This is a genomic window from Kitasatospora sp. NPDC028961, assembly GCF_055564815.1.
Window position 1 is genome coordinate 11,555 of sequence record NZ_JBVHVO010000004.1, and the last position, 20,777, is coordinate 32,331.

The window sequence follows — 20,777 nt, forward strand, 5'->3', positions numbered from 1 at the left end:
GCGCCGGGGGCGCCCTGGCACACCGCCGGCCCCACCGGCCGTGGCCGGGGCCGCGGATACCGCCGAGCCTAGCGAAGGGCGGCCGTCCCGTCGCCCGGACGGGCCCGCCCCGGCCCGGTCTCCCCGCCCGGCCCCGTCCGCCGAATCCGGCTACGCTGAGCTAGGAGGCTCCGGGCCCGAGGCGGGGGTGTCGGCCACACCGTGCGGAGGTGCGAGGTGCCGGGAGAATCAGAGCCGCGGTGGCGGCGTGACGTCCTGCCCGCGGTCACCGCCGCGCTGCGGCGCTTCCCCTTCACCGTCGCCACCGCCGTGGTGGTGCTGGTGGTCGGGCTGGCCGTGGGCGGCCTGTGGGACGCGACCTCCGACCGCTCGTGGTACCCGAACGTCGCGTACGGCCTGCCCTCGTTCGAGAAGGGCCGCTGGTGGACCCTGGCCACCGGTCCGCTGTTCTGCTCGACACCGATCGACTACCTCCCGGTGCTCGTCGCCGTCGTGCTGCTCTGCGGCCTCGCCGAGGCGAGGCTCGGCACGCGCTGGACCGCCGCGGTGACGGTGGCCGGCCAGCTCGGCGCCGTCCTGCTGGCCGCCCTGCTGCTGTTCGCCCTCCGGCACACCGCGTGGACCTGGGCGAAGGACCTGGCCGGCACCGTCGACGTCGGCGTCTCGGCGGGCGCGCTCTGCGCGGGCGCGGTGGCCTCGGCGGCCCTCGCCTCGCCGTGGCGGCAGCGGCTGCGGCTGGCCCTGGCAGCCTACGCCGGCGTCTCGCTGCTGTACGTCGGAGGGCTCGACGACCTGGAGCACGCGCTGGCGGTCACCGGCGGCCTCGTGGCGACCCACTGGCTGCGGGTCCCGGGCGCGGCCCGGACCTCCGGCCGGCTCAGCCGCCGGGAGTGGCGGCTGCTCGCGGTGGCGGGCCTGGTCCTGATCGCGGCGATCCTGCTGGTCGTCTGGCTGGTACCGGGCAGCGGTCCGGTCGGGGAGACCAGGGGGCTGGGCGGACCGGGCTGGCAGGTGCTGCTCTCGGTGGCGCTGATCGCCCTGCTGGTCAACGGGCTGCGCCGGGGGCGCCGCACCGCCTGGCGCTGGACGGTGCTGCTCTGCGCGCTGAACGCGCTGCTCGGCCTGTTCGTGGCGGTCGCCTACGTGATCGGCAAGGCGCTCGACGAGCAGGTCACGGTCACCGGCGCGGCGGTGTTCGTCCCCACCTCGGTGGTGTGGACGGCCGAGCTGGTGGTGCTGATCGCCGGCCGGGAGGCGTTCCGGGCCAGGCGGCCGCGCGGCCGGGCCCGGGTGCCCGGTGCCGAGCCGGCGCCCGCAGCCGCGCCGGCGTCCGACGGGGACCCGCGCACCCGGGCCGCGGACCTGCTGGTCCACCGCGGCGGGGCGAACCTCTCCTGGATGACCACCTGGCCGGACAACTCCTACTTCTTCCCCGAGGGCGACGACGGGAGCTACATCGCCTACCGGGCCCACGCCGGCGTCGCGGTCGCGCTGGGCGATCCGGTGGGAGCACCGGACGACCGGGGCCGGACGATCACCCGCTTCGCCGAGATGTGCGACCGCGCGGGGCTGGTCCCGTGCCTGTTCTCCGCCACCGCCCGGGCCGCCGGGACCACCGACGCGCTGGGCTGGCGGTCCGTCCAGGTCGCCGAGGACACCGTGATCGACCTGCCGGACCTGGAGTTCCGCGGCAAGGCCTGGCAGGACGTGCGCACCGCCCTGAACCGCGCCAGGAAGGACGGCGTCGAGTACCGGCTCGGCGCCCTCGCCGAACAGCCGCGACCGGTGCTGTCCCAGGTCCGCGGCATCTCCGAGGAGTGGGTCGGTGACATGGGGCTGCCGGAGATGGGCTTCACGCTCGGCGGCGTGGAGGAGGCGATGGATCCGCGGATGCGGGTCGGCCTGGCGCTGGAGGGCGACGAACACGTCCACGGGGTGACCTCGTGGATGCCGGTGTACGGCCCGGACGGGGTGCCGCAGGGCTGGACCCTGGACATGATGCGCCGCCGCCACGAGGGCTTCCGGCCGGTCGTCGAGTTCATGATCGCCTCCAGCTGCCTCGCCCTGCGCGACGACGGCGCGCACTACCTCTCGCTCTCCGGCGCGCCGCTGGCACGCACCGGCCCCGCCCACGCACCGACCGTGCTGGACCGGATCCTCGACCAGTTGGGCGCGGCCATGGAGCCGTACTACGGCTTCCGCTCGCTGCACTCCTTCAAGGCGAAGTTCCAGCCGCGCTACGAGCCGATGTTCCTGCTCTACCGCGACGAGGCCGACCTGCCCCGGATCGGGCTGGCCCTGCTGCGCTGCTACCTGCCCTCCGCCACGATGCGCGACCTGCTCAAGGTCCCCGCGCACCACGGCTGACGGGAACGGAACCGCCGTGCGGAGCGCATCGGTCCAGGTCGAGGTGGTCATCACCGTCCCCAACCACGGCGTCGGGCTCTGGATGCTCGGCGCGTTCGTGCTGACCTTCGCCGGGACCAGGGTGGTCACCCGGCTGATCAGGGCGGGCCGCGGACCGTTCCGCGACGTCGCGGTCGGCGGCACCCACGTGCACCACCAGGTGTACGGCATCCTCGCGATGCTGGTGGCGGGCGCCATCGAGTTCTCCTACCGGCCGGACAGTCCCGGGGCGCAGATCCTGGCCGTGCTGTTCGGCGCCGGCGCCGCCCTGGCCGTGGACGAGTTCGCGCTCTGGCTGCACCTGGAGGACGTCTACTGGGCGAAGGAGGGCCGCAAGTCGGTCGACGCGGCGTTCCTCGCGGTGGCGGTCGGCCTGCTGCTGGTCGCCGGGTTCAACCCGTTCTCCGATGTGGGTCAGGGCACGGCCAACCACCTGGTCTTCGCCGCGCTGATGCTCGTCAACCTGGCGCTGTGCGTCGGCACGATCCTCAAGGGCAAGACGGCGCTCGGGGTGATCGGCCTGCTGGTACCCCTGGTGGTCGGGCTGGTCGGCATCCTGCGGCTGGCCAAGCCGACCTCCCCCTGGGCCCGTTGGCGCTACCGCCCCGGCTCGCGCAAGGCCGAGCGCGCGCTGCGGCGCTACCCGCCCGACCGCCGGACCCGCCTCGACGCCCTGAAGGACTTCGTCGGCGGCACACCGCACCGCTGATCCCGCGCGGCCCCCGGCCGGGTCGGGCCCACCGCCCCCGGCCGGGTCGCCCCGGCGATCAGTCCAGCATGCGCTCGATCAGATCGGCGGCGTGCCGGGTGCCGCCCTCGGCCCGGGCGCCGGCCCGCAGCCGCGCGGAGCGGCGGGCCACCTCCGGGTCGCCGACGAGCTCGGCCAGCGCCGTCCGCAGGGTCTGCGCCGTGGCGTCCTCGGTGTCGATCCGGCGGCCCACCCCCAGCTCCACCAGACGGTCCGCGTTCATGAACTGGTCGACGGCCTGCGGGACGGCGATCATCGGCACCCCGGCCAGCAGCCCCTCGCCGCAGCCGCCCATCCCGGCATGGGTGACGAAGGCGTCCGCCTGCGCCAGGATCGCCCGCTGGGGGACCCAGGGGTGCACCTCGACGTTGGACGGGACGGTGCCGAGGTCCCGCGGGTCGGTGTACTTCCCGATCTGCAGGACGACGTGCCAGCCCGGCAGGTCGCCGAAGGCCGCCAGGCACTGCCGGTAGAACTCCGGGCGGCGGGTGAACGCCGAACCCAGCGAGATCAGCAGGACCTTCTCGGCACCGGCGGGGCGGGTCCAGGCGTCCGCGTCCGCGCTCAGGTCGTAGCAGGGGCCGACGAAGGTCACCGCGTCCGCGTCGACCCGGTCGGCGTTCGGCTGCATCGCCCGGGTGATCAGGGCCAGGACCCGGACGGGGAGACCGGCGAAGGCGTCCACGTCGGTGGTGGTGGCGCCGCTCTCGGCCAACCACCGGACGAACCTCGCCCGGTGGGCGGCGGCCCCCGGCAGCTCCCACAGCTGGACCGCCTCCTCCTGGTGGTAGCCCTGCCAGGCCACGAAGGTCGGGGACAGCTGCACGACGGGGCGGCCCTGGGACTCGGCGAGGGCACGCGCGGCGTATCCGCCGATGTCGTACAGGTAGAGGTCCGCCGGATCGTCGTCGTAGGCGGTGCGCAGCTGCGGGAGGGCCTGGACGGCGTTGTCGAGGAAGAGGTCCATCCCGGCGATCGGGTCGTCGGGCCAGCTCTGGTCACCGACCGGCAGCACGGAGGCGCAGGGGACCAGTTCGGCGCCGGTGGCCTCGATCAGCGCGGCGGCCGCCGGGTCGTTGGCGTAGGTCACCCGGTGGCCGCGGGCCACCAGTTCGCGGATGACCTCAAGGCTGGGCAGGACGTGGCTGACGGCGGGGACACCGACCATCGCGATGTGGGCACGGCGACGGGACATGGGCGATCACTCGTTTCAGGTCTGCGGCGGGGAGGACACGGCAGACCCGTGCGCCCGGCCCGGCGCGGGAGAGCCCGCCGGCGGAGCGTCACTCGGGTCTGCGAGACGGGACGGGGGCCTGCCCCGTCCGGTCAGCCGTAGATCTGGTGGAAGCACATGTTCAGGACCCTAACCCGCAACCCGGCCGCCGCGCACGGCATTTACGGCGGCCCCGGGCCGCGGGCGGCCGGACCCCGGGCGGTCGGCGCCGGGCCGCGCTTCGACCTGACCCCGCGTCCGCCCGGCCGAGCGCGCGGGGCCTCACAGGGTGGCGGTGTCGATCACGAAGCGGTAGCGGACGTCGCTCCCGAGGACCCGCTCGTAGGCCTCGTTGATCTGGTCCGCGCCGATCAGCTCGATCTCGGCGCCGACGCCGTGCGCCGCGCAGAAGTCCAGCATCTCCTGGGTCTCGGCGATGCCCCCGATGCCCGAGCTGCTGAGGCTGCGGCGGTTGCCCGACAGCGCCTGGAGGGTCAGCCGCACCGGCTCCTCCGGGAGGCCCAGGTTCACCATGGTGCCGTCCGTGCGCAGCAGCGACAGGTAGGCGGCGAAGTCGAGCGGCGCGGAGACGGTGTTGAGGACGAGGTCGTACCGGCCCGCCGCCTCCTCGAAGGTCTTCGGGTCGCCGGTGGCGTAGTAGTGGTCGGCGCCCAGCCGCAGGCCGTCCTCCTTCTTGCGCAGGGACTGCGACAGGACGGTGACCTCGGCGCCGAGCGCGTGCGCGAGCTTGACGGCCACGTGGCCGAGGCCGCCGAGGCCGACCACCGCGACCCGCCGGCCGGGGCCGGCGCCCCAGTGGCGCAGCGGCGAGTAGGTGGTGATCCCGGCGCAGAGCAGCGGGGCGGCCACGTCGAGCGAGAGCCCCTGCGGGATGCGCACGACGTAGTTCTCGTCGACGACGATCTTCTGCGAGTAGCCGCCGTAGGTGGGCCGCCCGTCCTTGCCGACGGCGTTGTACGTCCAGACCGGGCCCTCGGCGCAGTACTGCTCCAGGCCCGCCCGGCAGTTCTCGCACTCCCGGCAGCTGTCGACCATGCAGCCGACGCCCACCCGGTCGCCGACCGCGAACCTCGTCACGCCGGGGCCGGTCTCCGCGACGGTGCCGGCGATCTCGTGGCCGGGCACCATCGGGAAGATCGCCGAACCCCAGCCCTCGCGGGCCTGGTGGATGTCGGAGTGGCAGATGCCGACGAAGGCGATGTCGATCAGGACGTCGTGCTTCCCCACCGGGCGGCGCTCGATGGTCGTCCTCGCCAGCGGGGCCTTGGCGGCGGGCGCGGCGTAGGCGGCAACGGTGATCACGGCGGACCTCCTGGCGACGGCGGACGGACAGGCGGGGGACGGCCGGGCGCACGGACAGGCGGACAGGCGGGCAGACCGCCGGGGTGGACGGACCGGGCCCTCCGCTTTCCAGGATCGGCCCGTCGGCCGGTCCGCCGCCACCGATCGCCGGGGCGGGCCGCCCGGCCCCGGTCGCCCGGGTCGCCGGCGGGTGCCGGACGCGTGGCAGGGCCGGCGGGCGGCGGGGAGAATGACCCGGAGGGTGGCCACAGGTGAGGAGGACCGACATGCAGGCCCACGGATCCGCGCAGCAGCCCACCACCGAGCTCGACGCCCGCTACAGCTCCGCGCTCCGGCCCCGTCCGGGCCCCGAGGAGGTCACGGCCACCCCGTGGGCCGAGGCCCGGCGCCGCTTGGAGGCCGCCGAGATCTTCTGGGTGTCGACGGTGCGGCCCGACGGCCGGCTGCACGTCACTCCGGTGATCGCCGCCTGGTACGAGGGGGTGCTGTACTTCTCCACCGGCCCGGACGAGCAGAAGGCCAGGAACCTCGCCCACGACGGGCACTGCGCGCTGACGACCGGGGGGAACTCGCTCACCGAAGGCCTCGACCTGGTGATCGAGGGCACGGCCGAGCCGGTGACCGATCCGGCGGTGCTGGAAGCGGTGATCACGGCGTACGAGTCGCAGTACGGCTCGCACATCACCTCGCCCGAGGGCACCTTCCACGGGATCGGGGACGCGTTCCGGAACGGGAGCGTGACGGTGTTCGCGGTGGCGCCGGTCACCGCGTACGGCTTCGGCCGGGACGACGGGGTCTACAGCCACACCCGGTGGACGTTCTGAGCGACGACGGCCGCGGCCGGACGGGCCCCGACGAGCGCCGGGGCGTGGCGGGCCGGCCGAACCGACTCACCACGCCCCGGCGCCACCGGACTGCTCTCAGCCCTCCTGGGCGAGGCTCTTGATCTCCTCGTAGTCCATGCCGAGCCGGCTGAAGACCTGGATCTGCTGCTCGGGCATGCCGAGGCCGACCAGCTCCTTGACCTGGGCGTCGGTCAGCGGCTTGCCCGGGGTGCCGGGCCGGCCGGCGCCGGCGGGGGCACCGGGGCCACCGGCCTCACCGGCGGCGGCGCTCACGAGGGCGAGCGTCGCGTTCTGGATGTCCTTGTCGGTGATCTTCACCGCGTCGGCGGGCGCCTGGACCGCCGGGGCGGAACTGTTGAACGCGAGCTTGACCGGGAAGGTGCTGCCCGGGCCGGCCTTGGGCTCCAGCTGCGCGAGGTCGAAGGTGGCCGAGGAGAAGGTGCCGCCCTTCAGGTACAGGTCGACGCCGATCCTGGTGTCGGCCAGGTCGTCCGGGACCTTGGTGGGGAGCTTGCCGAACTGCTCGGGGAGCTTCGCGGAGAGCGGCTTGAGCGCCTTCAGCAGCTCGTCGGTCAGCTGTCGGGCCGGGGCGCTCACCAGGAGGTGCTCGGCGCCGTCCTTCTTGCCCTTGTCGTCGAAGGTGACGGTCCGGGAGAAGACGTCCTTCAGCGAGACGGCCAGCTGCTCGGCGGTCTCCGGGTCCAGCGTGGGCCGGCCGGACGGGGCGGGGGTGCCGGCGTCGGCGGGCTTCTTGGCCGTGTCCGCGAGCTCCTGCAGGTCGAAGGCGACCCACTTGCCGGCCAGCACGTCCTTGACCGGGTTCAGCTCGGTGGGCAGGTCCGCCGCGACCGCGTCCACCTCCGCCGGGTCCTCGCCGACCAGCTTCACCAGGCCCTTGGCGTCGGCGCGCACGTACGCCTTGGCGTCGACCTGACGGAACTCCAGGAGCGCGGTGCCCCTCTTGTCGGCGAGCAGGTAGGAGACGCGCAGCGACTTGTCCGGCGTCACCTCCTTTCCGGCACCCCGGGTGTTCTTGAAGGTGTCGAGGTCCTTGAGCGGCTTGTCGGCAGCCATCGCGACCGAGATGCTCAGGCCGGACAGCGCCTCGGCGGTCTTCTGCTCGATCTTGTCACCGGTGGCGTTGCCGAAGGCGACGATCTGCTCCGGCGAGGCGTCCACCGAGAAGGTGAGGCCGGCGGCCTTGCTGTCGCCGAGCTTGTCGAAGGCCTTGGTCACCTTCTGGGCGGCGGTGAGCTGCTCGACCGTGCCACAGGCGGTCAGGCCCGCGGCGAGGACGGAGGCACTGACGACGACGGGAACTGCGCCGCGCGCGGCCCGGCGGATAGCGGTGTTGATGGTACGTCTCCTGTGTGACGGGGCCTGGTGCGGAGGCAGGCCGATCCCTCCCCTGTGGCAGGAAGCGCCACAGCGACGTCACATCTGATCACACAATCCGCAAGGGGGTGCGCCATTATTTTGGCATCTCTTGAACACCTGTCCGACACCCGGTCGTGAACGGCCTTGCGCGCCACCGCCGGTCGCGCACCGACGGCGCGTCCGAAAGACCTCGCCCCGCGCCGCCGGAGGGCGCCCTCCGTTCGTACCCGGCGGATCCTTCCTCGCCGTCAGGGCGTCGGCGGCGGCGCCGGTCGCCGGCGGCGCAGCTCGGCGTAGACCGACCAGAGCACCGAGACGGCGGGGACGGCGACCACCGCGCCGATCACCCCGGCCGCGATGCTGCCCGCGAGCACCGAGACCGCGACCACCACCGGGTGCAGGCTCACCGCCCGGCTCATCACCAGCGGGTGGAGCAGATGGCCCTCGATCTGACCGATCACCACGATCAGCAGTAGCACCACGATCGCGATCACCGGGCCGCGGGCGGCCAGCGCCACCAGGGCGGCGACCAGCATCGCGATCGGGGAGCCGACCAGCGGGACGAACGAGGCGAGGAACTCCAGCACCGTCAGGGGCAGGGCGAGCGGCACGTCGAGGAGGAACAGCGAGATGCCGACCATGATCGCGTTGCTCGCCGCGACGACGAAGATGCCCCGGGTGTAGCCGGCGAAGGTCCGCCAGGCCACCCGCCCGCCCCGGTCGAGGTGGTCGGCGGCGGCCGGCGGCAACTGGGCGGCGATCCAGCGCCACATCCGCTCGCCGGAGTGCAGGAAGAAGACCGACATGAAGAGCGCGAGCGCCGCGCCCGTCCCGATCTCGACCGCCCGGTGGGCGCCGTTGACGACCGTGCTGATCAGCGTCGCACGGTGCTTGGCGGCGAAGTCGGAGACCTTCTGCTCGAGGTCGTCGAAGGACGTCGGCTCCAGGTGGAGGGGCGGTCCCTTCAGCAGCTTCTCCAGCCGGTCCAGGCCGCCCTGGAACTCCCTGGCGAGGCGTGACACGTCGTCCGCCACGTTCTCGCCGATCAGCGCGAGCAGGCCGGCCGGCAGCAGCAGCGCCACCGCCAGGCCGATCAGGACGGCGAGCGGGCGGGGTACCGCGCGGGCCGCCAGATCGACCAGCGGGCGGATCACCGAGGTGATCACCAGGGCGAGGAAGGCGGCCAGCGTGATCAGGTGGAACTGCCCCAGCACCGTCAGCACCAGGTACGCGGCCACCGCGACGACCAGCAGCCGCCAGGCGTAGTCGGAGAGCCGGCGCAGCCCCGGGCCCGCGCCGGGGGCGGCCGCCGCGGGAGCCGGCCTTCTGCGCGGGCCGGGCCGTCTCACCCGCATGCCGCACCGCCGGCCGCCGCGCCCGCCGGCCCGGCACCACGCGCGGGTGGGCGGCCGCCCGGCGTCGGGGGCCGGCGGTGGGACCGGGGGCTACGGGGGTGCGCAGGCGACATGGATCATGGATAGCGGGTGGGACGCCGCACGGGCGGTTCCCGCGCCGACGGAGCGGGAGGCCGGGCGGCAAGCGGGTGGCCGGCGCGCGGTCGGTGGGTGGCGCGGGGTCACTGGCCGCCGCGCGGCCGGGGGGCGGTGCGGGGTCAGTGGCCGGCGCGCGGTCGGTGGGCGGTGCGGGCCCGGCGCAGCAGGTAGAGCGCGGAGGCGGCGGCGAGGACGGCCATGCAGGCGGCGAAGACCAGGCCGGCGTCGGCCAGGCCGAGCGGTTCGGCGAGCAGGCCGACCCCGATGACCGGGATCGAGATGCCGAAGTAGGCGACCACGAAGAGCGCCGAGAGCGCGCCGCCGCGGTGCTCGGCGGGAGCGGCGGCGGCGATCTCGCCCACCGCGCCGCGCAGGCCCATGCCCTGGCCGGCGCCGCCCACCAGGGCGCTGAGCACCAGCGGCGGGAGGGTGGTCCGGGCGAGCGAGGCGGCCAGCAGGGCCAGCCCGGCGATGAGCACCAGGCAACCGAGCGGGATCGCCCGTGCCGTACCCAGGCGGGGCACCAGGAGCTGGCCGAGGGTGGAGGCGAAGAAGGCCGTGAAGACGATCAGGCCGACGACCGCGGAGTTGTGGACGTCCAGACTCTCGGCGAGGAAGGCGGGGCTGACCGAGGTGAAGACGCCCAGCAGGGCGAAGCCCGCGAAGGCGGCGATCCCGGCCGGCACGAACACCCCCCGGACCTCCGGTGGCAGCGACGGCCGGTGCGGCCGGGCGGTGCGCAGCGGCCGGGCCCCGTCGACCGTCTCCGGGAGGAACCAGAGGACCGCGAACGAAGCGGCGAGCAGCACCAGGTGCACGACGAACGGCAGCACCAGCGGCCCGGGCGCGTACTCGGCGAGCAGCCCCGACAGCAGGGGGCCGCAGCCCAGGCCGCCCATGTTGGCGGCGGTCGCCACGAAGCCCGCCCTGGCCTCGCGCCCCGGCGGGGCGAGTTCCAGCACGTACGCGGTGGCGGTCCCGGTGAACAGACCCGCCGACAGCCCGGACAGCAACCGCCCCAGGCAGAGCAGCGGCAGACCGCCCTCCGCCAGGAAGGCGACGGCGCTGCAGGCCGCGAGCGCCAGCCCGGCGAGCAGCACGGGCCGACGGCCGACGGAGTCGGAGACGTTGCCGACGAGCAGCAGGACACCGATCACGCCGAACGCGTAGACGGCGAAGACGACCGTCACCATCAGCTCGGAGAAGCCGAGCTCCGCCTGGTAGCGCCCGTACAGCGGGGTGGGCAGCGTGGTGCCCGCCATGCAGACGGCGAAGGCGGCGGCGGCCCCGAGGTAGCCCAGCCGTCCGGCGGCCGGCCGCGCGATCCGACGATCGGTCATCCGCCCACGCTAGGCACCCGGTCGGCGACGCGCGGGCCGGGCTGCGCCGAATGGCCGTGGCCCTCCGCAGGAGGAGGGTGCGGGCTCAGGGCGTCACGGCGGGACGCGGCACGGATTCGGCGTGCCGCCCGGCCGCCGGTAGCGGTCGTCACGGTGGCCGGGCTCTGAGCCGTGGCGGGACGGGCCCGGACGGCGAGGAGTGGGGGTACCCGCCGCCCGGGTCACGCTCTTCCCACCCGGTCCTCTTCTCACCCGGATCCGGCCGGACAAACCACCCGGTTCCCGGCGCGCCCCCAGGGGGCGTTCCCGGTCGCGACACGGCGGGGCCGAGGCTGCCTCCGCTCCGGACGGCCTGGTAGAACGGGACGGCCGGCCCGGGGCGTCAGAGCCGTCCGCACGCCGGGCCGGACCGACCGGCTCCGGCCGCCGTCACCCACCTGTCCACCGAGCGCATCATGACCCGGGAGCAGTAGCCATGAGGATCCACCTGACCAGCGTCTTCGTCGACGACCAGGCCGAGGCCCTGCGCTTCTACACCGAGGTGCTGGGCTTCGTGACGAAGCACGACGTCCCGCTCGGCCAGGACCGGTGGCTGACCGTCGTCTCGGCGGAGGATCCGGGCGGCACGGAGCTCCTGCTGGAGCCCAGCGGCCACCCCGCGGTGCGGCCGTACCGGAGGGCGCTGGTCGAGGACGGCATCCCGGCCGCCTCCTTCGCCGTGGACGACGTGCCCGCCGAGTACGAGCGGCTGCGCGCGCTCGGGGTCCGCTTCACCCAGGAGCCGCGCGAGATGGGCCCGGTGACCACGGCGGTGCTGGACGACACCTGCGGCAACCTGATCCAGCTCGTGCACGGCGGGTAGGAGCGGTCACGGCGGCGGGCGGCCCGCGGGGTGGGCCCGTGCGTCGGACGGTGACGGGCCCCGCCGAACCGACCGGAACCGCTCCCCCGCCTATGGGAGCGATCTCGTGGGATCGAGGCAATCACCGGCGGTTGCGTCTCACACCCGCCTCGTCGCGTCACACCCGCCTCGGCCGCCCCGCGAGGTGGCCGAGGGCGCCCACCGCCGCGCCGGCGGCCGTGGCGGCGAGGGCCCACAGGAAGGCCTGGTCCGAGGCGTCCGACCAGGCCGCCAGCCGGTGGGCCGCCCAGTGGACGTAGGGGATCAACGCCACCGCCGCGGCCCCGGAGCCGAGGACGGCCAGGACGGGAACCGCGCGGCCGGTCGGCGCGGGGCCGCGCCGCAGGAACCACAGCATCGGCAGCAGGCCCACCGTCAGCACACTCGCCGGCAGCACCCCGGGCACCTTCGGGACCAGCTCGCCGCCGCAGAGGTACGCCGCGAGGCGGACCCAGAGGAGGCAGATTCCCTGACGGAGCAGCAGGAGCAGCAGCTCGCGCGACCGCCCGGCCGGTCCGGCGGCGACCAGCAGCCGGGCGCCCGTGGCCGCCAGCACGCCGGCGAAACCGGCGGTCAGCGCCACGGGCAGGCCCAGCGCCGGACGGCGGGGCTGCTCGGGGACGACGATCGTCTGGTGGGCGGGGTAACTCTGGCGCGACCAGGTGCCGTCGGGGGTGCCGCGCACCAGTCCGCCGCCCGGGTAGTGGGCCAGCACCGCCCAGCCCTCCGGCGCGGGGACGATGAACAGGTCGGCGGGGTACCCGGCGCGGCCCCCGGTCGGTTCCGCGCCGGGGGACGGCACGGCGGGGGACGGCACGGCGGGGTCGACCGGTGCCCCGTCCACGCCGGTGGGGGACGGAGTCGGGGGCGGGAGCAGCACGGCGCGCCACGGCGGACCGGGGTCGAACGCGGCCCGCCAGGTCCGGCCGCCGTCCTCGCTGATCTCGATCGGCGAGGTGGAGTCGAGCAGTCGGAAGCACGGCCCCGGCTCGTCCTCCAGGCAGTGGCCGTCCTGCGGCCGGCTGTTCCGCCGGGACTCCTCGACGTCACCGGACCGCTTCTCCTGGATCCAGGTGGCGCCGCCGTCCTGCGACGCCCACCGGCCGGCTTCGGTGTCCAGGATCGCCCGCGCCCCGGCTTGCCAGAGGACGGGCCGCGGCTCCCCGATCTCGGCGGTGGCCACCATGGCGACCACGGCCAGCGGCACGCCCAGCAGCGCCGCCCACCGCCGGGGCCGCCGCGTCGCCCGCGACCGCTTCCACAGCCACCAGGAGACGCCCAGCGCCGGCAGGGCCAGCAGGTCGCTCCGGTCCCCCTGGATCCGGCTCGGTACGCCGCTCCACGACCAGACGGTCGAGGCGAGTTCGCCCCCGGCCTCGCCGGACTTCGCGACCGTGAACATCACCGCCGTGACCGCCAGCCCGGCGATCGCCGGGCGGTCACCGCGCAGGCGCAGCAGCGGCGTCAGCAGGAGGGCCAGGACCACCGGCGAGACCAGCATCCACGCCAGGTCGCTGACCTTCCCGGTGACCGCACCCGGCCAGAGCCGTTTGGCGACATGGTCGTTGACCAGCAGCACCAGCACGGCGCCCGCCGTCCCCGGGTGCCCCGCCCAGCGGACGACCGGCCGGACCGCTCCCCACTCCCCCATCGCGCGCATTCCCCGAGCCTCCCCCGCCCGTGGCACGGGCACGCCGCGCGCCGTGTTCCGAACCGGACACGGGGGGATGACGGAGCGTCAGGTTCCGGAAGCCGGTGGCGTCCGGCGCCGGTCGCCACCGGTCCCCGGGCTACCGCGGGGGGCACTCCAGGACCAGGCGGATCTCGGTGACCTCGTACCCGGCACGGTCGAACGCGGCGGCCATCGGGACGTTGACGGTGTCGGTGGTCGCGGTGATCCGCTCGGCGCCCGCCGCCGCGTGGAAGCGGGTGATCTCGGCCAGGATCTCGTCGATCAGGCCCCGGCCGCGCTGCTCCGGCACGACGCCCAGGTAGCCGACGTTGCGGTGGTAGGGCGTCGCGGAGGGGATCGCCATTCCGGCCGGCGTGCCGTCCGGAAGCTCGGCCAGCCGCCACCACGAGCGCTCGCCGGGGCAACTCAGGTAGAAGTCGAAGTCCTCCCGGGCCAGTTGCCCGGCATCCATGGTGAGCAGCTCGTTCTGCGTCGCCAGGTCGAGGCTGTCCTGCGAGAGGCGCACGAAGGCCTCCAGGAACTCCTCGTCGGTGCCCTCGCGGAAGACCAGCCGCCCGGTCGGTTCGGCGGTCCCGCGCCGCGGGGTCCACTCGTAGCGGAGCCGCTCGATCTCCCGGGTCAGACCGGCCCGCTCCGCCGCCTGCCGGCGCCAGGCGACCGCCTCGGCCAGCTCGGGCTCCGCCCGCCAGCCGCGCGGCAGCGAGATGTGGTAGCCCGGACGGTTCCCGAAGGCGGCGTGGCCGGCCTCCAGCAGGGCGGTGGCGACAGCGGCCGGATCGGCCACCCCCGCGCGGACCTGGAGGCAGTCCAGCGCGATCGGGCGCTCGCTGTCGGAACGGCCCCACCACAGGGCGCGGGCCAGGATCCCGCCGTCCTCGTCCTGGGCGACCCAGACCCACTCGGGGCGGATCCGGTTCTCGGCAAGCTCCTCGCGGACCTTCTCGGCGGTCAGGGCGGGGACGGGGCCGTCGGCCGGGTAGGCGACGGCACGGTCCAGGTCGGAGGGGTCTGCGGTAGCAGCACGGAAGATCATCCGGAGATGATCACACAAGCCCGACCGCCCGGCCACCTCCGTCCGGCGGGGTGGCCGGTCCGCGAGGGTCAGGCGGCGTGCGCCGCCAGGAAGGCTCCGGCGTGGGCGGCGGCCTCCTCCTTGCTCGCGCACCGGGTGTCGGCGGCGCCGCGCGTGCCGTCCGCGCCCTCGCCCGACCAGCTCCAGCCGCCGGACTCCGGGGCCCGCACCAGCTCGGCCGTACCGCCGAACAGCCGTAGGGCCCCGGCCGCCCGCGCCGCGGGGCGGGTGACCGCCTCGGGCCACTTCTTGCGCGCGCCCTGCCGGGTGATCCCCCACACCGCGCCGAGCTGCTCGTAGCTCGCGCCGTAGGAGCCGGCGGTGCCGGCCGCGATCGCCGTCAGCCGCTTGACCTCCGCGTCCACCACCTTCCAGGCGGCGAGGACGGACAGGGTCACCTCGACCGGCTCCGCCTCCCACATCCGCTCCTCGGGCAGCCCGGACGTGCGCGCGTGGAGGGCCGAGGCGAGCGGATTCAGGGCGTCGAGGAGCGCCTTGGCCAGCTGCGCCTGCTCTTCCAGGGTGATCTCGGCCGAAGTCATGCGACAACCCTAGTTTCCGAAATCGCATCTGGCAACCTTTGTTACCGAGCGCGGGCGCGCAGCGACGAACAATCGGACGGGGTGTCAGAAACCTTGTAGCGGAGCGAGGATGGCACGACACCCGGGGCGCGCCCGGGTGGCGAGCACGCGACCCGACCCGCCCGACAGGGCGCGAACGGGTGAAGCATGTCACGGCCTCGCCCCGTCCCCCGGCAGGGCCCGGGCGGGTAGGTTCCTGCGTCCAAGGGGAGGAGACTCCCCCTTCGGGCGCAGGTCCCGCCGTCAAGAGTTCCTCCGACGAGAGAGGCACGAGTGATGTCTGCACAGGACGCCACGCACCACCCCCCGCTGCGCATCGGTGTGGTCGCCGAATCGGCCACCGGGGAGACCCGCGTCGCCGCGACACCCTCGACGGTGCGCGGACTGCTGGCGCTCGGCTACGAGGTCGCGGTCGAGTCCGAGGCCGGCGCGGCCTCCGGCTTCGCCGACGAGGCCTACACCGAGGCCGGCGCGCGGATCGGGGACGCCTGGCGGGCCGACATCGTCCTGAAGGTCAACGCGCCGTCCACCGACGAGATCGCCCGGCTGAGTGACGGCGCGACGCTGGTCGGCCTGCTCGCACCGGCCCAGCGGCCCGACCTGCTGGAGGCGCTGTCCGCGCGCCCGGTCACCGCGCTCGCCCTGGACGCGGTGCCCCGGATCTCGCGCGCGCAGTCGATGGACGTGCTCAGCTCGATGGCGAACATCGCCGGGTACCGGGCCGTGATCGAGGCCGCCCACGTGTTCGGCCGCTTCTTCACCGGCCAGGTGACCGCCGCGGGCAAGGTCCCGCCGGCGAAGGTCCTGGTGGCCGGCGCCGGCGTGGCCGGGCTCGCCGCCATCGGCGCCGCCTCCAGTCTGGGGGCGATCGTCCGGGCGACCGACCCGCGGCCCGAAGTCGCCGACCAGGTCAAGTCGTTGGGCGGCGAGTACCTCCCCGTGCGGGTCGCCCAGGAGGCGAGCACCGACGGGTACGCCAAGGCGACCTCCGCCGACTACGACCGGGCCGCCGCCGAGCTGTACCACGCGCAGGCCCAGGACGTGGACATCGTCGTCACCACCGCGCTGATCCCCGGGCGGACCGCCCCGCGGCTGCTCACCGCCGCGGACGTGGCGGCGATGAAGCCCGGCAGCGTCGTGGTGGACATGGCCGCCGCCCAGGGCGGCAACGTCGAGGGAACGGTGGCGGGCCGCACGGTGGTCACCGCCAACGGCGTCACCCTGATCGGCTACACCGACCTCGCGGCCCGGCTGCCCGCCCAGGCCTCCCAGCTGTTCGGGACCAACCTGGTCAACCTGCTCACCCTGCTGACCCCCGGCAAGGACGGGCGGCTGGTCCTCGACTTCGACGACGTGGTCCAGCGCGCGGTGACCGTGGTCCGGGCGGGCGAGGTCACCTGGCCGCCACCGCCGGTGGCCGTCTCGGCCGCGCCCGCCGCGCAGCCCGCGGCCGCGCCGGCCGCGCCGGAACCGAAGCAGCCCCGGCTCACCCCGGCCGCCCGCTTCGGCCTGATCGGCCTCGGCATGCTGGCGATGTTCCTCCTGGTCGCCGTGGCACCGGCCCAACTCGCCGAGAACTTCACGGTGTTCGCGCTCGCGGTGGTCATCGGCTACTACGTGATCGGGAAGGTCCACCACGCCCTGCACACCCCGCTGATGTCGGTGACCAACGCGATCTCCGGGATCGTCGTGGTCGGCGCGCTGCTGCAGATCGGACACGGGGGTGCGCTCGTCACCGTCCTGTCCTTCGTGGCCATCCTGCTGACGAGCGTGAACATCTTCGGCGGCTTCGCCGTCACCCGCCGCATGCTGTCCATGTTCTCGAAAGGCTGAGCCCCGATGACTACCACGACGGCCGCCCATGCCGCGGACCTGGTCGCCGCCCTGTTGTTCATCCTCAGTCTGGCCGGGCTGTCCCAGCACCGCACCTCCCGCGCCGGGGTCGTCTACGGCATCGCCGGCATGGCGCTCGCCCTGGTCGCCACCGTCGTGCTGGCGTCCCGCAGCATCACCGCCGGCGCGGTCGCCCTGATCGTCGTCGCGATGGCGCTGGGCGCCGTGATCGGGCTGTGGCGGGCCCGGCAGGTCGAGATGACGCAGATGCCGGAACTGATCGCCGTGCTGCACAGCTTCGTCGGCCTCGCCGCGGTGCTGGTCGGCTGGAACAGCTACCTGGAGGTCGAGTCGCGGGGATCGGCCCAGGTCGCCGTCGCCGCCGACCTGCTGCGGATCCACCACGCCGAGGTCGTGATCGGCATCTTCATCGGCGCGGTGACCTTCACCGGCTCCGTCGTCGCCTTCCTCAAGCTGTCCGGCCGGATCGCCTCGCGGCCGCTGATGCTGCCCGGCAAGAACGCGCTGAACCTCGGCGCGCTGGGCGTGTTCGTCGCGCTGACGGTCTGGTTCACCGTCAGCCCGGGCCTCGGCCTGGTGATCGCGGTGACCGCGCTCGCCCTCGCGCTGGGCTGGCACCTGGTGGCCTCGATCGGCGGCGGCGACATGCCCGTCGTCGTCTCGATGCTCAACAGCTACTCGGGCTGGGCCGCGGCCGCGGCCGGGTTCCTGCTCGACAACAACCTGCTCATCGTCACCGGCGCACTGGTCGGCTCCTCCGGCGCCTACCTCTCGTACATCATGTGCCGGGCGATGAACCGCTCCTTCCTCTCCGTCATCGCCGGCGGCTTCGGCATCGAGGCGCCGTCCGGCGGGACGGAGGAGCAGGGCGAGCACCGCGAGGTGCGCGCCGCGGAGGCTGCGCGGCAGCTCGCGCAGGCCCGGTCGGTCGTCATCACCCCCGGGTACGGGATGGCGGTGGCGCAGGCGCAGCACCCGGTCGCCGAGCTCACCCGCCGGCTGCGCGAGCGCGGCGTCGACGTCCGCTTCGGGGTCCACCCCGTCGCCGGGCGGCTGCCGGGGCACATGAACGTGCTGCTCGCCGAGGCGAAGGTGCCGTACGACATCGTCCTGGAGATGGACGAGATCAACGACGACCTCGCCGCCACCTCCGTCGTCCTCGTCATCGGCGCCAACGACACCGTCAATCCGGCCGCCACCGACGACCCGACCAGCCCGATCGCCGGCATGCCGGTGCTACGGGTGTGGGAGGCGGAGCAGGTGATCGTGTTCAAGCGGTCGATGGCCTCCGGCTACGCCGGGGTCCAGAACCCGCTGTTCTTCCGCGAGAACACCGCCATGCTCTTCGGCGACGCCAAGCAGAGCGTCGAGGACATCCTGCGCGCCCTCGACGACGACGGCCTGGACGCCCCGGCCCCGGCCGCCCGCCGGACGGCGGCGGCCGGCCGGAGCGCCGGGTAGACCCCCCGGCCGACCGTTCCCGCGGCCCGGCGGCGGGAACGGTCGGCCGGATCCTTCCAGGCCCAGAAGGAACCCGGAAGGGCCTGGAAGGATCCGGCCCGGAAACTCCTTCGCCGCCGTGTCGATCCGCGGCCGTCCCGTTCGACCTGGGATAGAGAGGACCGAAGAACGGTCCCCGGGACGAAGGAGAGCAGTCGTGGCGAAGTACATGTTGATCATGCGGGGCAGCGACGAGTCGATCGCGAAGATGATGGAGACGCCGTTCGACGAGATGCTCGCGACCATGGGCCGCTACAACGAGGAGCTGATCCGGGCCGGCGTGCTCGTCGCGGCCGAGGGCCTGGACGACGCGGCGCAGGGCGTGGTGGTCGACGTCAGCGGGGAGACCCCGGTTGTCACCGACGGCCCGTACGGTGAGACCAAGGAACTGTTCGGCGGCTTCTACATCCTCGACGTGGCCTCGAAGCAGGAGGCGGTCGAGTGGGCCAAGCGGCTGCCGTCCTTCCCCGGCACCAAGATCGAGATCCGGCGCGTGCCGGTGATCGACGAGTTCCCGCAGGACAACGAGTGGATCATCAAGGAACGGGCATGGCGCGAGCGGACCGGCCAGCTCTGACACCTCCGGCACCGGACGATCCGCTGGGCGGCGCGGCCGCCCGGCGGGCGGTCGAGGCCCTCTGGCGGATCGAGTCCGCGCGGATCGTCGGCGCGCTCACCCGGTACACCGCGGACTTCGACCTGGCCGAGGACGTCGCGCAGGAGGCCCTGGCCCAGGCGCTCGTCGCCTGGGCGCGCGACGGCGAGCCGGCCAGCCCGGTGGGCTGGCTGCTGAACACCGCCCGGCGGCGCGCCATCGACCACTTCCGCCGCCGCGCCGCCCTCGACGACCGCTACGCCGCGCTGGCCGGCGGGCTCGGCGAGGGCGGGGCGAGCTCGGGCGCCGAGCCGCCCGCGGACCGGTCCGACGACCCGCCCTGGGACCCGGACCGGATCGAGGACGACGTCCTCGCACTGATCTTCGTGGCCTGCCACCCCGTGCTGTCGCCCGAGGCCCGCACGGCGCTGACCCTGCGTGTGGTGGCCGGCCTCTCCAGCGAGGAGATCGCCCGGGCCTTCCTGGTACCCGTGCCGACCGTCCAGGCGCGGATCACCCGGGCGAAGAAGACGATCGGCGCGGCCGGGGTGCCCTTCGAGCTGCCCCCGGCGACGGAACGGCGCGAGCGGCTCGGCGGGGTCCTCAGCGTGCTCTACGTGATCTTCACCGAGGGCTCCACGGCGACGTCCGGTGACCGGCTGCTGCGCCCCGATCTCGCCTACGAGGCGATCCGGCTGGCCCGCACGCTCACCGCGCTGCTGCCCGCGGAACCGGAGGTGTTCGGGCAGCTCGCCCTCTTCGAGCTCACCGCCGCGCGCTTCCCCGCGCGCACCGGTCCGGACGGCGAGGCCGTGCTGCTGGAGGACCAGGACCGCCGGTTGTGGGACCGTTCCGCCGTCCGCCGCGGCCTGGCCGCGCTCACCCGGGCGACGGCCGCCGGGCGCGGCCTCGGGCCGTACGGCCTGCAGGCGGCGATCGCCGCCTGCCACGCCACGGCCCCCTCCGTCCCGGAGACCGACTGGGACCGGATCGTGCTGCTCTACGAGGCGCTCGGCCGGGTCGCGCCCTCCCCCGTGGTGGAACTCAACCGGGCGGTCGCCGTCGCCATGGCGTCGGGGCCGCAGGAGGCGCTGCCCCTGGTGGACGCGCTGGCCGCCGCCGGCCGGCTGTCCGGCTCCCACCTGCTGCCGAGCGTGCGCGGCGAGCTGCTCTCCCGGCTCGGCCGCACCGCCGAGGCGCGGGCGGAGCTGGAACTCGCCGCCCGGCTCTGCCGCAACACCCGCGAGCGGTCGGTCCTGCTGCGGAAGGCGGCGGCGCTCGGCTGACGCCGCGTCACCTCGCCTACGGGAACCGGGCATCGCCCCCCGGCGTCCTCCTCCGCGACGAGGACGGCCGACGTGCGGGGGCGGCCGTCCCTCGGGTCGGGCGGCCCCGCTCCGGTACACCAGGGGGACGCCGATGATCGAGTACTTCCGTGGCCGCGGCCGGGCCGTCAGGATCGGCTGGGCGGCGGCCCTCCTGGCGCTCCTCCCGGTGGTCGCCGACTTCCACTTCGAGAACACCGTCCGGGAGAACGGCGAGATCACCGGCTACAGCTACCTCAGCGTCTCGGCGATCGTCGCCGCGCTCTGCGGAGTCGTCTACGCGTTCAGGCGCTTCTCGGCGGCCCGGTACGACGGGGCGCTGACCGGGGCCGTCAAGGCCGCGCTGGTCGCCGTCGTGCTGGTCAGCCTGGTCCAGGGCGTGCGCGGCTCGGGGGTGGTGCCCGCGCAGACCGAGTGCCGCGCCTCCTACAGCCTCCACCTCTGCCGCCCGGCCGACACCGCCCGCGGCTGACCGGCCACCGGCCCGCGCCGCTGGGCCGAGCGGGTGGGG

General features: G+C 74.5%; 17 protein-coding genes. 9 read left to right on the forward strand and 8 right to left on the reverse strand.

Annotated elements, in window-relative coordinates; translation table 11 throughout:
• The first annotated feature begins 216 nt into the window (after positions 1–216).
• On the forward strand, positions 217–2,367 hold the full coding sequence (locus ACZ4UX_RS10465; protein WP_465706320.1) for a bifunctional lysylphosphatidylglycerol flippase/synthetase MprF: 2,151 nt from the start codon (positions 217–219) through the stop codon (positions 2,365–2,367).
• Between the two features lie 16 nt (positions 2,368–2,383).
• On the forward strand, positions 2,384–3,115 hold the full coding sequence (locus ACZ4UX_RS10470; protein WP_465706321.1) for a hypothetical protein: 732 nt from the start codon (positions 2,384–2,386) through the stop codon (positions 3,113–3,115).
• Positions 3,116–3,173: 58 nt separating this feature from the next.
• Here ACZ4UX_RS10470 and ACZ4UX_RS10475 read toward each other — a convergent pair whose 3' ends face one another.
• Positions 3,174–4,349 carry a macrolide family glycosyltransferase gene (locus ACZ4UX_RS10475; RefSeq protein ID WP_465706322.1) on the reverse strand — a complete coding sequence of 392 codons (1,176 nt, stop codon included), beginning with the start codon at positions 4,347–4,349 and terminating at the stop codon, positions 3,174–3,176.
• A 300-nt stretch (positions 4,350–4,649) separates the two neighbouring features.
• Entirely contained in the window at positions 4,650–5,690 is a 1,041-nt protein-coding gene (locus ACZ4UX_RS10480; RefSeq protein WP_465706323.1) for an NAD(P)-dependent alcohol dehydrogenase, read from the reverse strand.
• Between the two features lie 266 nt (positions 5,691–5,956).
• Here ACZ4UX_RS10480 and ACZ4UX_RS10485 point away from each other — a divergent pair, with 266 nt between their 5' ends.
• Positions 5,957–6,514: a pyridoxamine 5'-phosphate oxidase family protein gene (locus ACZ4UX_RS10485; RefSeq protein WP_465706324.1), complete on the forward strand. Its 558-nt coding sequence runs from the start codon at positions 5,957–5,959 to the stop codon at positions 6,512–6,514.
• 96 nt (positions 6,515–6,610) lie between these two features.
• Here ACZ4UX_RS10485 and ACZ4UX_RS10490 read toward each other — a convergent pair whose 3' ends face one another.
• The 3 genes from ACZ4UX_RS10490 to ACZ4UX_RS10500 all read right to left on the reverse strand — a co-directional run bounded on the left by ACZ4UX_RS10490 (position 6,611) and on the right by ACZ4UX_RS10500 (position 10,745).
• On the reverse strand, positions 6,611–7,771 hold the full coding sequence (locus ACZ4UX_RS10490; protein ID WP_465706325.1) for a hypothetical protein: 1,161 nt from the start codon (positions 7,769–7,771) through the stop codon (positions 6,611–6,613).
• A gap of 389 nt (positions 7,772–8,160) precedes the next feature.
• Positions 8,161–9,267, reverse strand: a complete 1,107-nt coding sequence (locus tag ACZ4UX_RS10495) for an AI-2E family transporter (RefSeq protein ID WP_465706326.1) — start codon at positions 9,265–9,267, stop codon at positions 8,161–8,163.
• Between the two features lie 257 nt (positions 9,268–9,524).
• A complete protein-coding gene (locus ACZ4UX_RS10500; protein WP_465607762.1) occupies positions 9,525–10,745 on the reverse strand; it encodes an MFS transporter in 1,221 nt (406 codons plus the stop codon).
• Positions 10,746–11,220: 475 nt separating this feature from the next.
• Between ACZ4UX_RS10500 and ACZ4UX_RS10505 the strand changes: the two genes are divergently transcribed.
• Positions 11,221–11,607, forward strand: coding sequence for a VOC family protein (locus ACZ4UX_RS10505; RefSeq protein WP_359808622.1), 387 nt, complete (start codon positions 11,221–11,223; stop codon positions 11,605–11,607).
• Between the two features lie 157 nt (positions 11,608–11,764).
• Here ACZ4UX_RS10505 and ACZ4UX_RS10510 read toward each other — a convergent pair whose 3' ends face one another.
• The 3 genes from ACZ4UX_RS10510 to ACZ4UX_RS10520 all read right to left on the reverse strand — a co-directional run bounded on the left by ACZ4UX_RS10510 (position 11,765) and on the right by ACZ4UX_RS10520 (position 14,953).
• Entirely contained in the window at positions 11,765–13,306 is a 1,542-nt protein-coding gene (locus ACZ4UX_RS10510) for a hypothetical protein (RefSeq protein ID WP_465706327.1), read from the reverse strand.
• A gap of 130 nt (positions 13,307–13,436) precedes the next feature.
• Positions 13,437–14,372 (reverse strand): GNAT family N-acetyltransferase, encoded by a 936-nt coding sequence (locus ACZ4UX_RS10515; protein ID WP_329491562.1) that lies wholly within the window; start codon positions 14,370–14,372, stop codon positions 13,437–13,439.
• 68 nt (positions 14,373–14,440) lie between these two features.
• The gene (locus ACZ4UX_RS10520; protein ID WP_465706328.1) at positions 14,441–14,953 is read right to left on the reverse strand and encodes a hypothetical protein; all 513 of its coding nucleotides are present in this window, start codon (positions 14,951–14,953) and stop codon (positions 14,441–14,443) included.
• A gap of 315 nt (positions 14,954–15,268) precedes the next feature.
• Here ACZ4UX_RS10520 and ACZ4UX_RS10525 point away from each other — a divergent pair, with 315 nt between their 5' ends.
• The 5 genes from ACZ4UX_RS10525 to ACZ4UX_RS10545 all read left to right on the forward strand — a co-directional run bounded on the left by ACZ4UX_RS10525 (position 15,269) and on the right by ACZ4UX_RS10545 (position 20,738).
• A complete protein-coding gene (locus ACZ4UX_RS10525; protein ID WP_465706329.1) occupies positions 15,269–16,825 on the forward strand; it encodes a Re/Si-specific NAD(P)(+) transhydrogenase subunit alpha in 1,557 nt (518 codons plus the stop codon).
• Between the two features lie 6 nt (positions 16,826–16,831).
• On the forward strand, positions 16,832–18,307 hold the full coding sequence (gene pntB / locus ACZ4UX_RS10530; protein WP_465706330.1) for a Re/Si-specific NAD(P)(+) transhydrogenase subunit beta: 1,476 nt from the start codon (positions 16,832–16,834) through the stop codon (positions 18,305–18,307).
• Between the two features lie 196 nt (positions 18,308–18,503).
• Positions 18,504–18,923 carry a YciI family protein gene (locus ACZ4UX_RS10535; RefSeq protein ID WP_465706331.1) on the forward strand — a complete coding sequence of 140 codons (420 nt, stop codon included), beginning with the start codon at positions 18,504–18,506 and terminating at the stop codon, positions 18,921–18,923.
• Entirely contained in the window at positions 18,896–20,227 is a 1,332-nt protein-coding gene (locus tag ACZ4UX_RS10540) for an RNA polymerase sigma factor (protein ID WP_465706332.1), read from the forward strand. Before ACZ4UX_RS10535 ends, ACZ4UX_RS10540 begins: the two co-directional genes overlap by 28 nt.
• 133 nt (positions 20,228–20,360) lie before the next feature.
• A complete protein-coding gene (locus ACZ4UX_RS10545; RefSeq protein ID WP_329491556.1) occupies positions 20,361–20,738 on the forward strand; it encodes a hypothetical protein in 378 nt (125 codons plus the stop codon).
• Positions 20,739–20,777 lie beyond the last annotated feature (39 nt).

What these genes read in the sequence shown, in the direction of transcription:
- ACZ4UX_RS10510 (WP_465706327.1), bottom strand. Translation starts at nt 13,306, where the DNA reads ATGCGCGCGATGGGGGAGTGGGGAGCGGTCCGGCCGGTCGTCCGCTGG.
- ACZ4UX_RS10525 (WP_465706329.1), top strand. Translation starts at nt 15,269, where the DNA reads ATGTCTGCACAGGACGCCACGCACCACCCCCCGCTGCGCATCGGTGTG.
- ACZ4UX_RS10545 (WP_329491556.1), top strand. Translation starts at nt 20,361, where the DNA reads ATGATCGAGTACTTCCGTGGCCGCGGCCGGGCCGTCAGGATCGGCTGG.
- ACZ4UX_RS10520 (WP_465706328.1), bottom strand. Translation starts at nt 14,953, where the DNA reads ATGACTTCGGCCGAGATCACCCTGGAAGAGCAGGCGCAGCTGGCCAAG.
- ACZ4UX_RS10500 (WP_465607762.1), bottom strand. Translation starts at nt 10,745, where the DNA reads ATGACCGATCGTCGGATCGCGCGGCCGGCCGCCGGACGGCTGGGCTAC.
- ACZ4UX_RS10515 (WP_329491562.1), bottom strand. Translation starts at nt 14,372, where the DNA reads ATGATCTTCCGTGCTGCTACCGCAGACCCCTCCGACCTGGACCGTGCC.
- ACZ4UX_RS10505 (WP_359808622.1), top strand. Translation starts at nt 11,221, where the DNA reads ATGAGGATCCACCTGACCAGCGTCTTCGTCGACGACCAGGCCGAGGCC.
- pntB (WP_465706330.1), top strand. Translation starts at nt 16,832, where the DNA reads ATGACTACCACGACGGCCGCCCATGCCGCGGACCTGGTCGCCGCCCTG.
- ACZ4UX_RS10540 (WP_465706332.1), top strand. Translation starts at nt 18,896, where the DNA reads ATGGCGCGAGCGGACCGGCCAGCTCTGACACCTCCGGCACCGGACGAT.
- ACZ4UX_RS10475 (WP_465706322.1), bottom strand. Translation starts at nt 4,349, where the DNA reads ATGTCCCGTCGCCGTGCCCACATCGCGATGGTCGGTGTCCCCGCCGTC.
- ACZ4UX_RS10495 (WP_465706326.1), bottom strand. Translation starts at nt 9,267, where the DNA reads ATGCGGGTGAGACGGCCCGGCCCGCGCAGAAGGCCGGCTCCCGCGGCG.
- ACZ4UX_RS10485 (WP_465706324.1), top strand. Translation starts at nt 5,957, where the DNA reads ATGCAGGCCCACGGATCCGCGCAGCAGCCCACCACCGAGCTCGACGCC.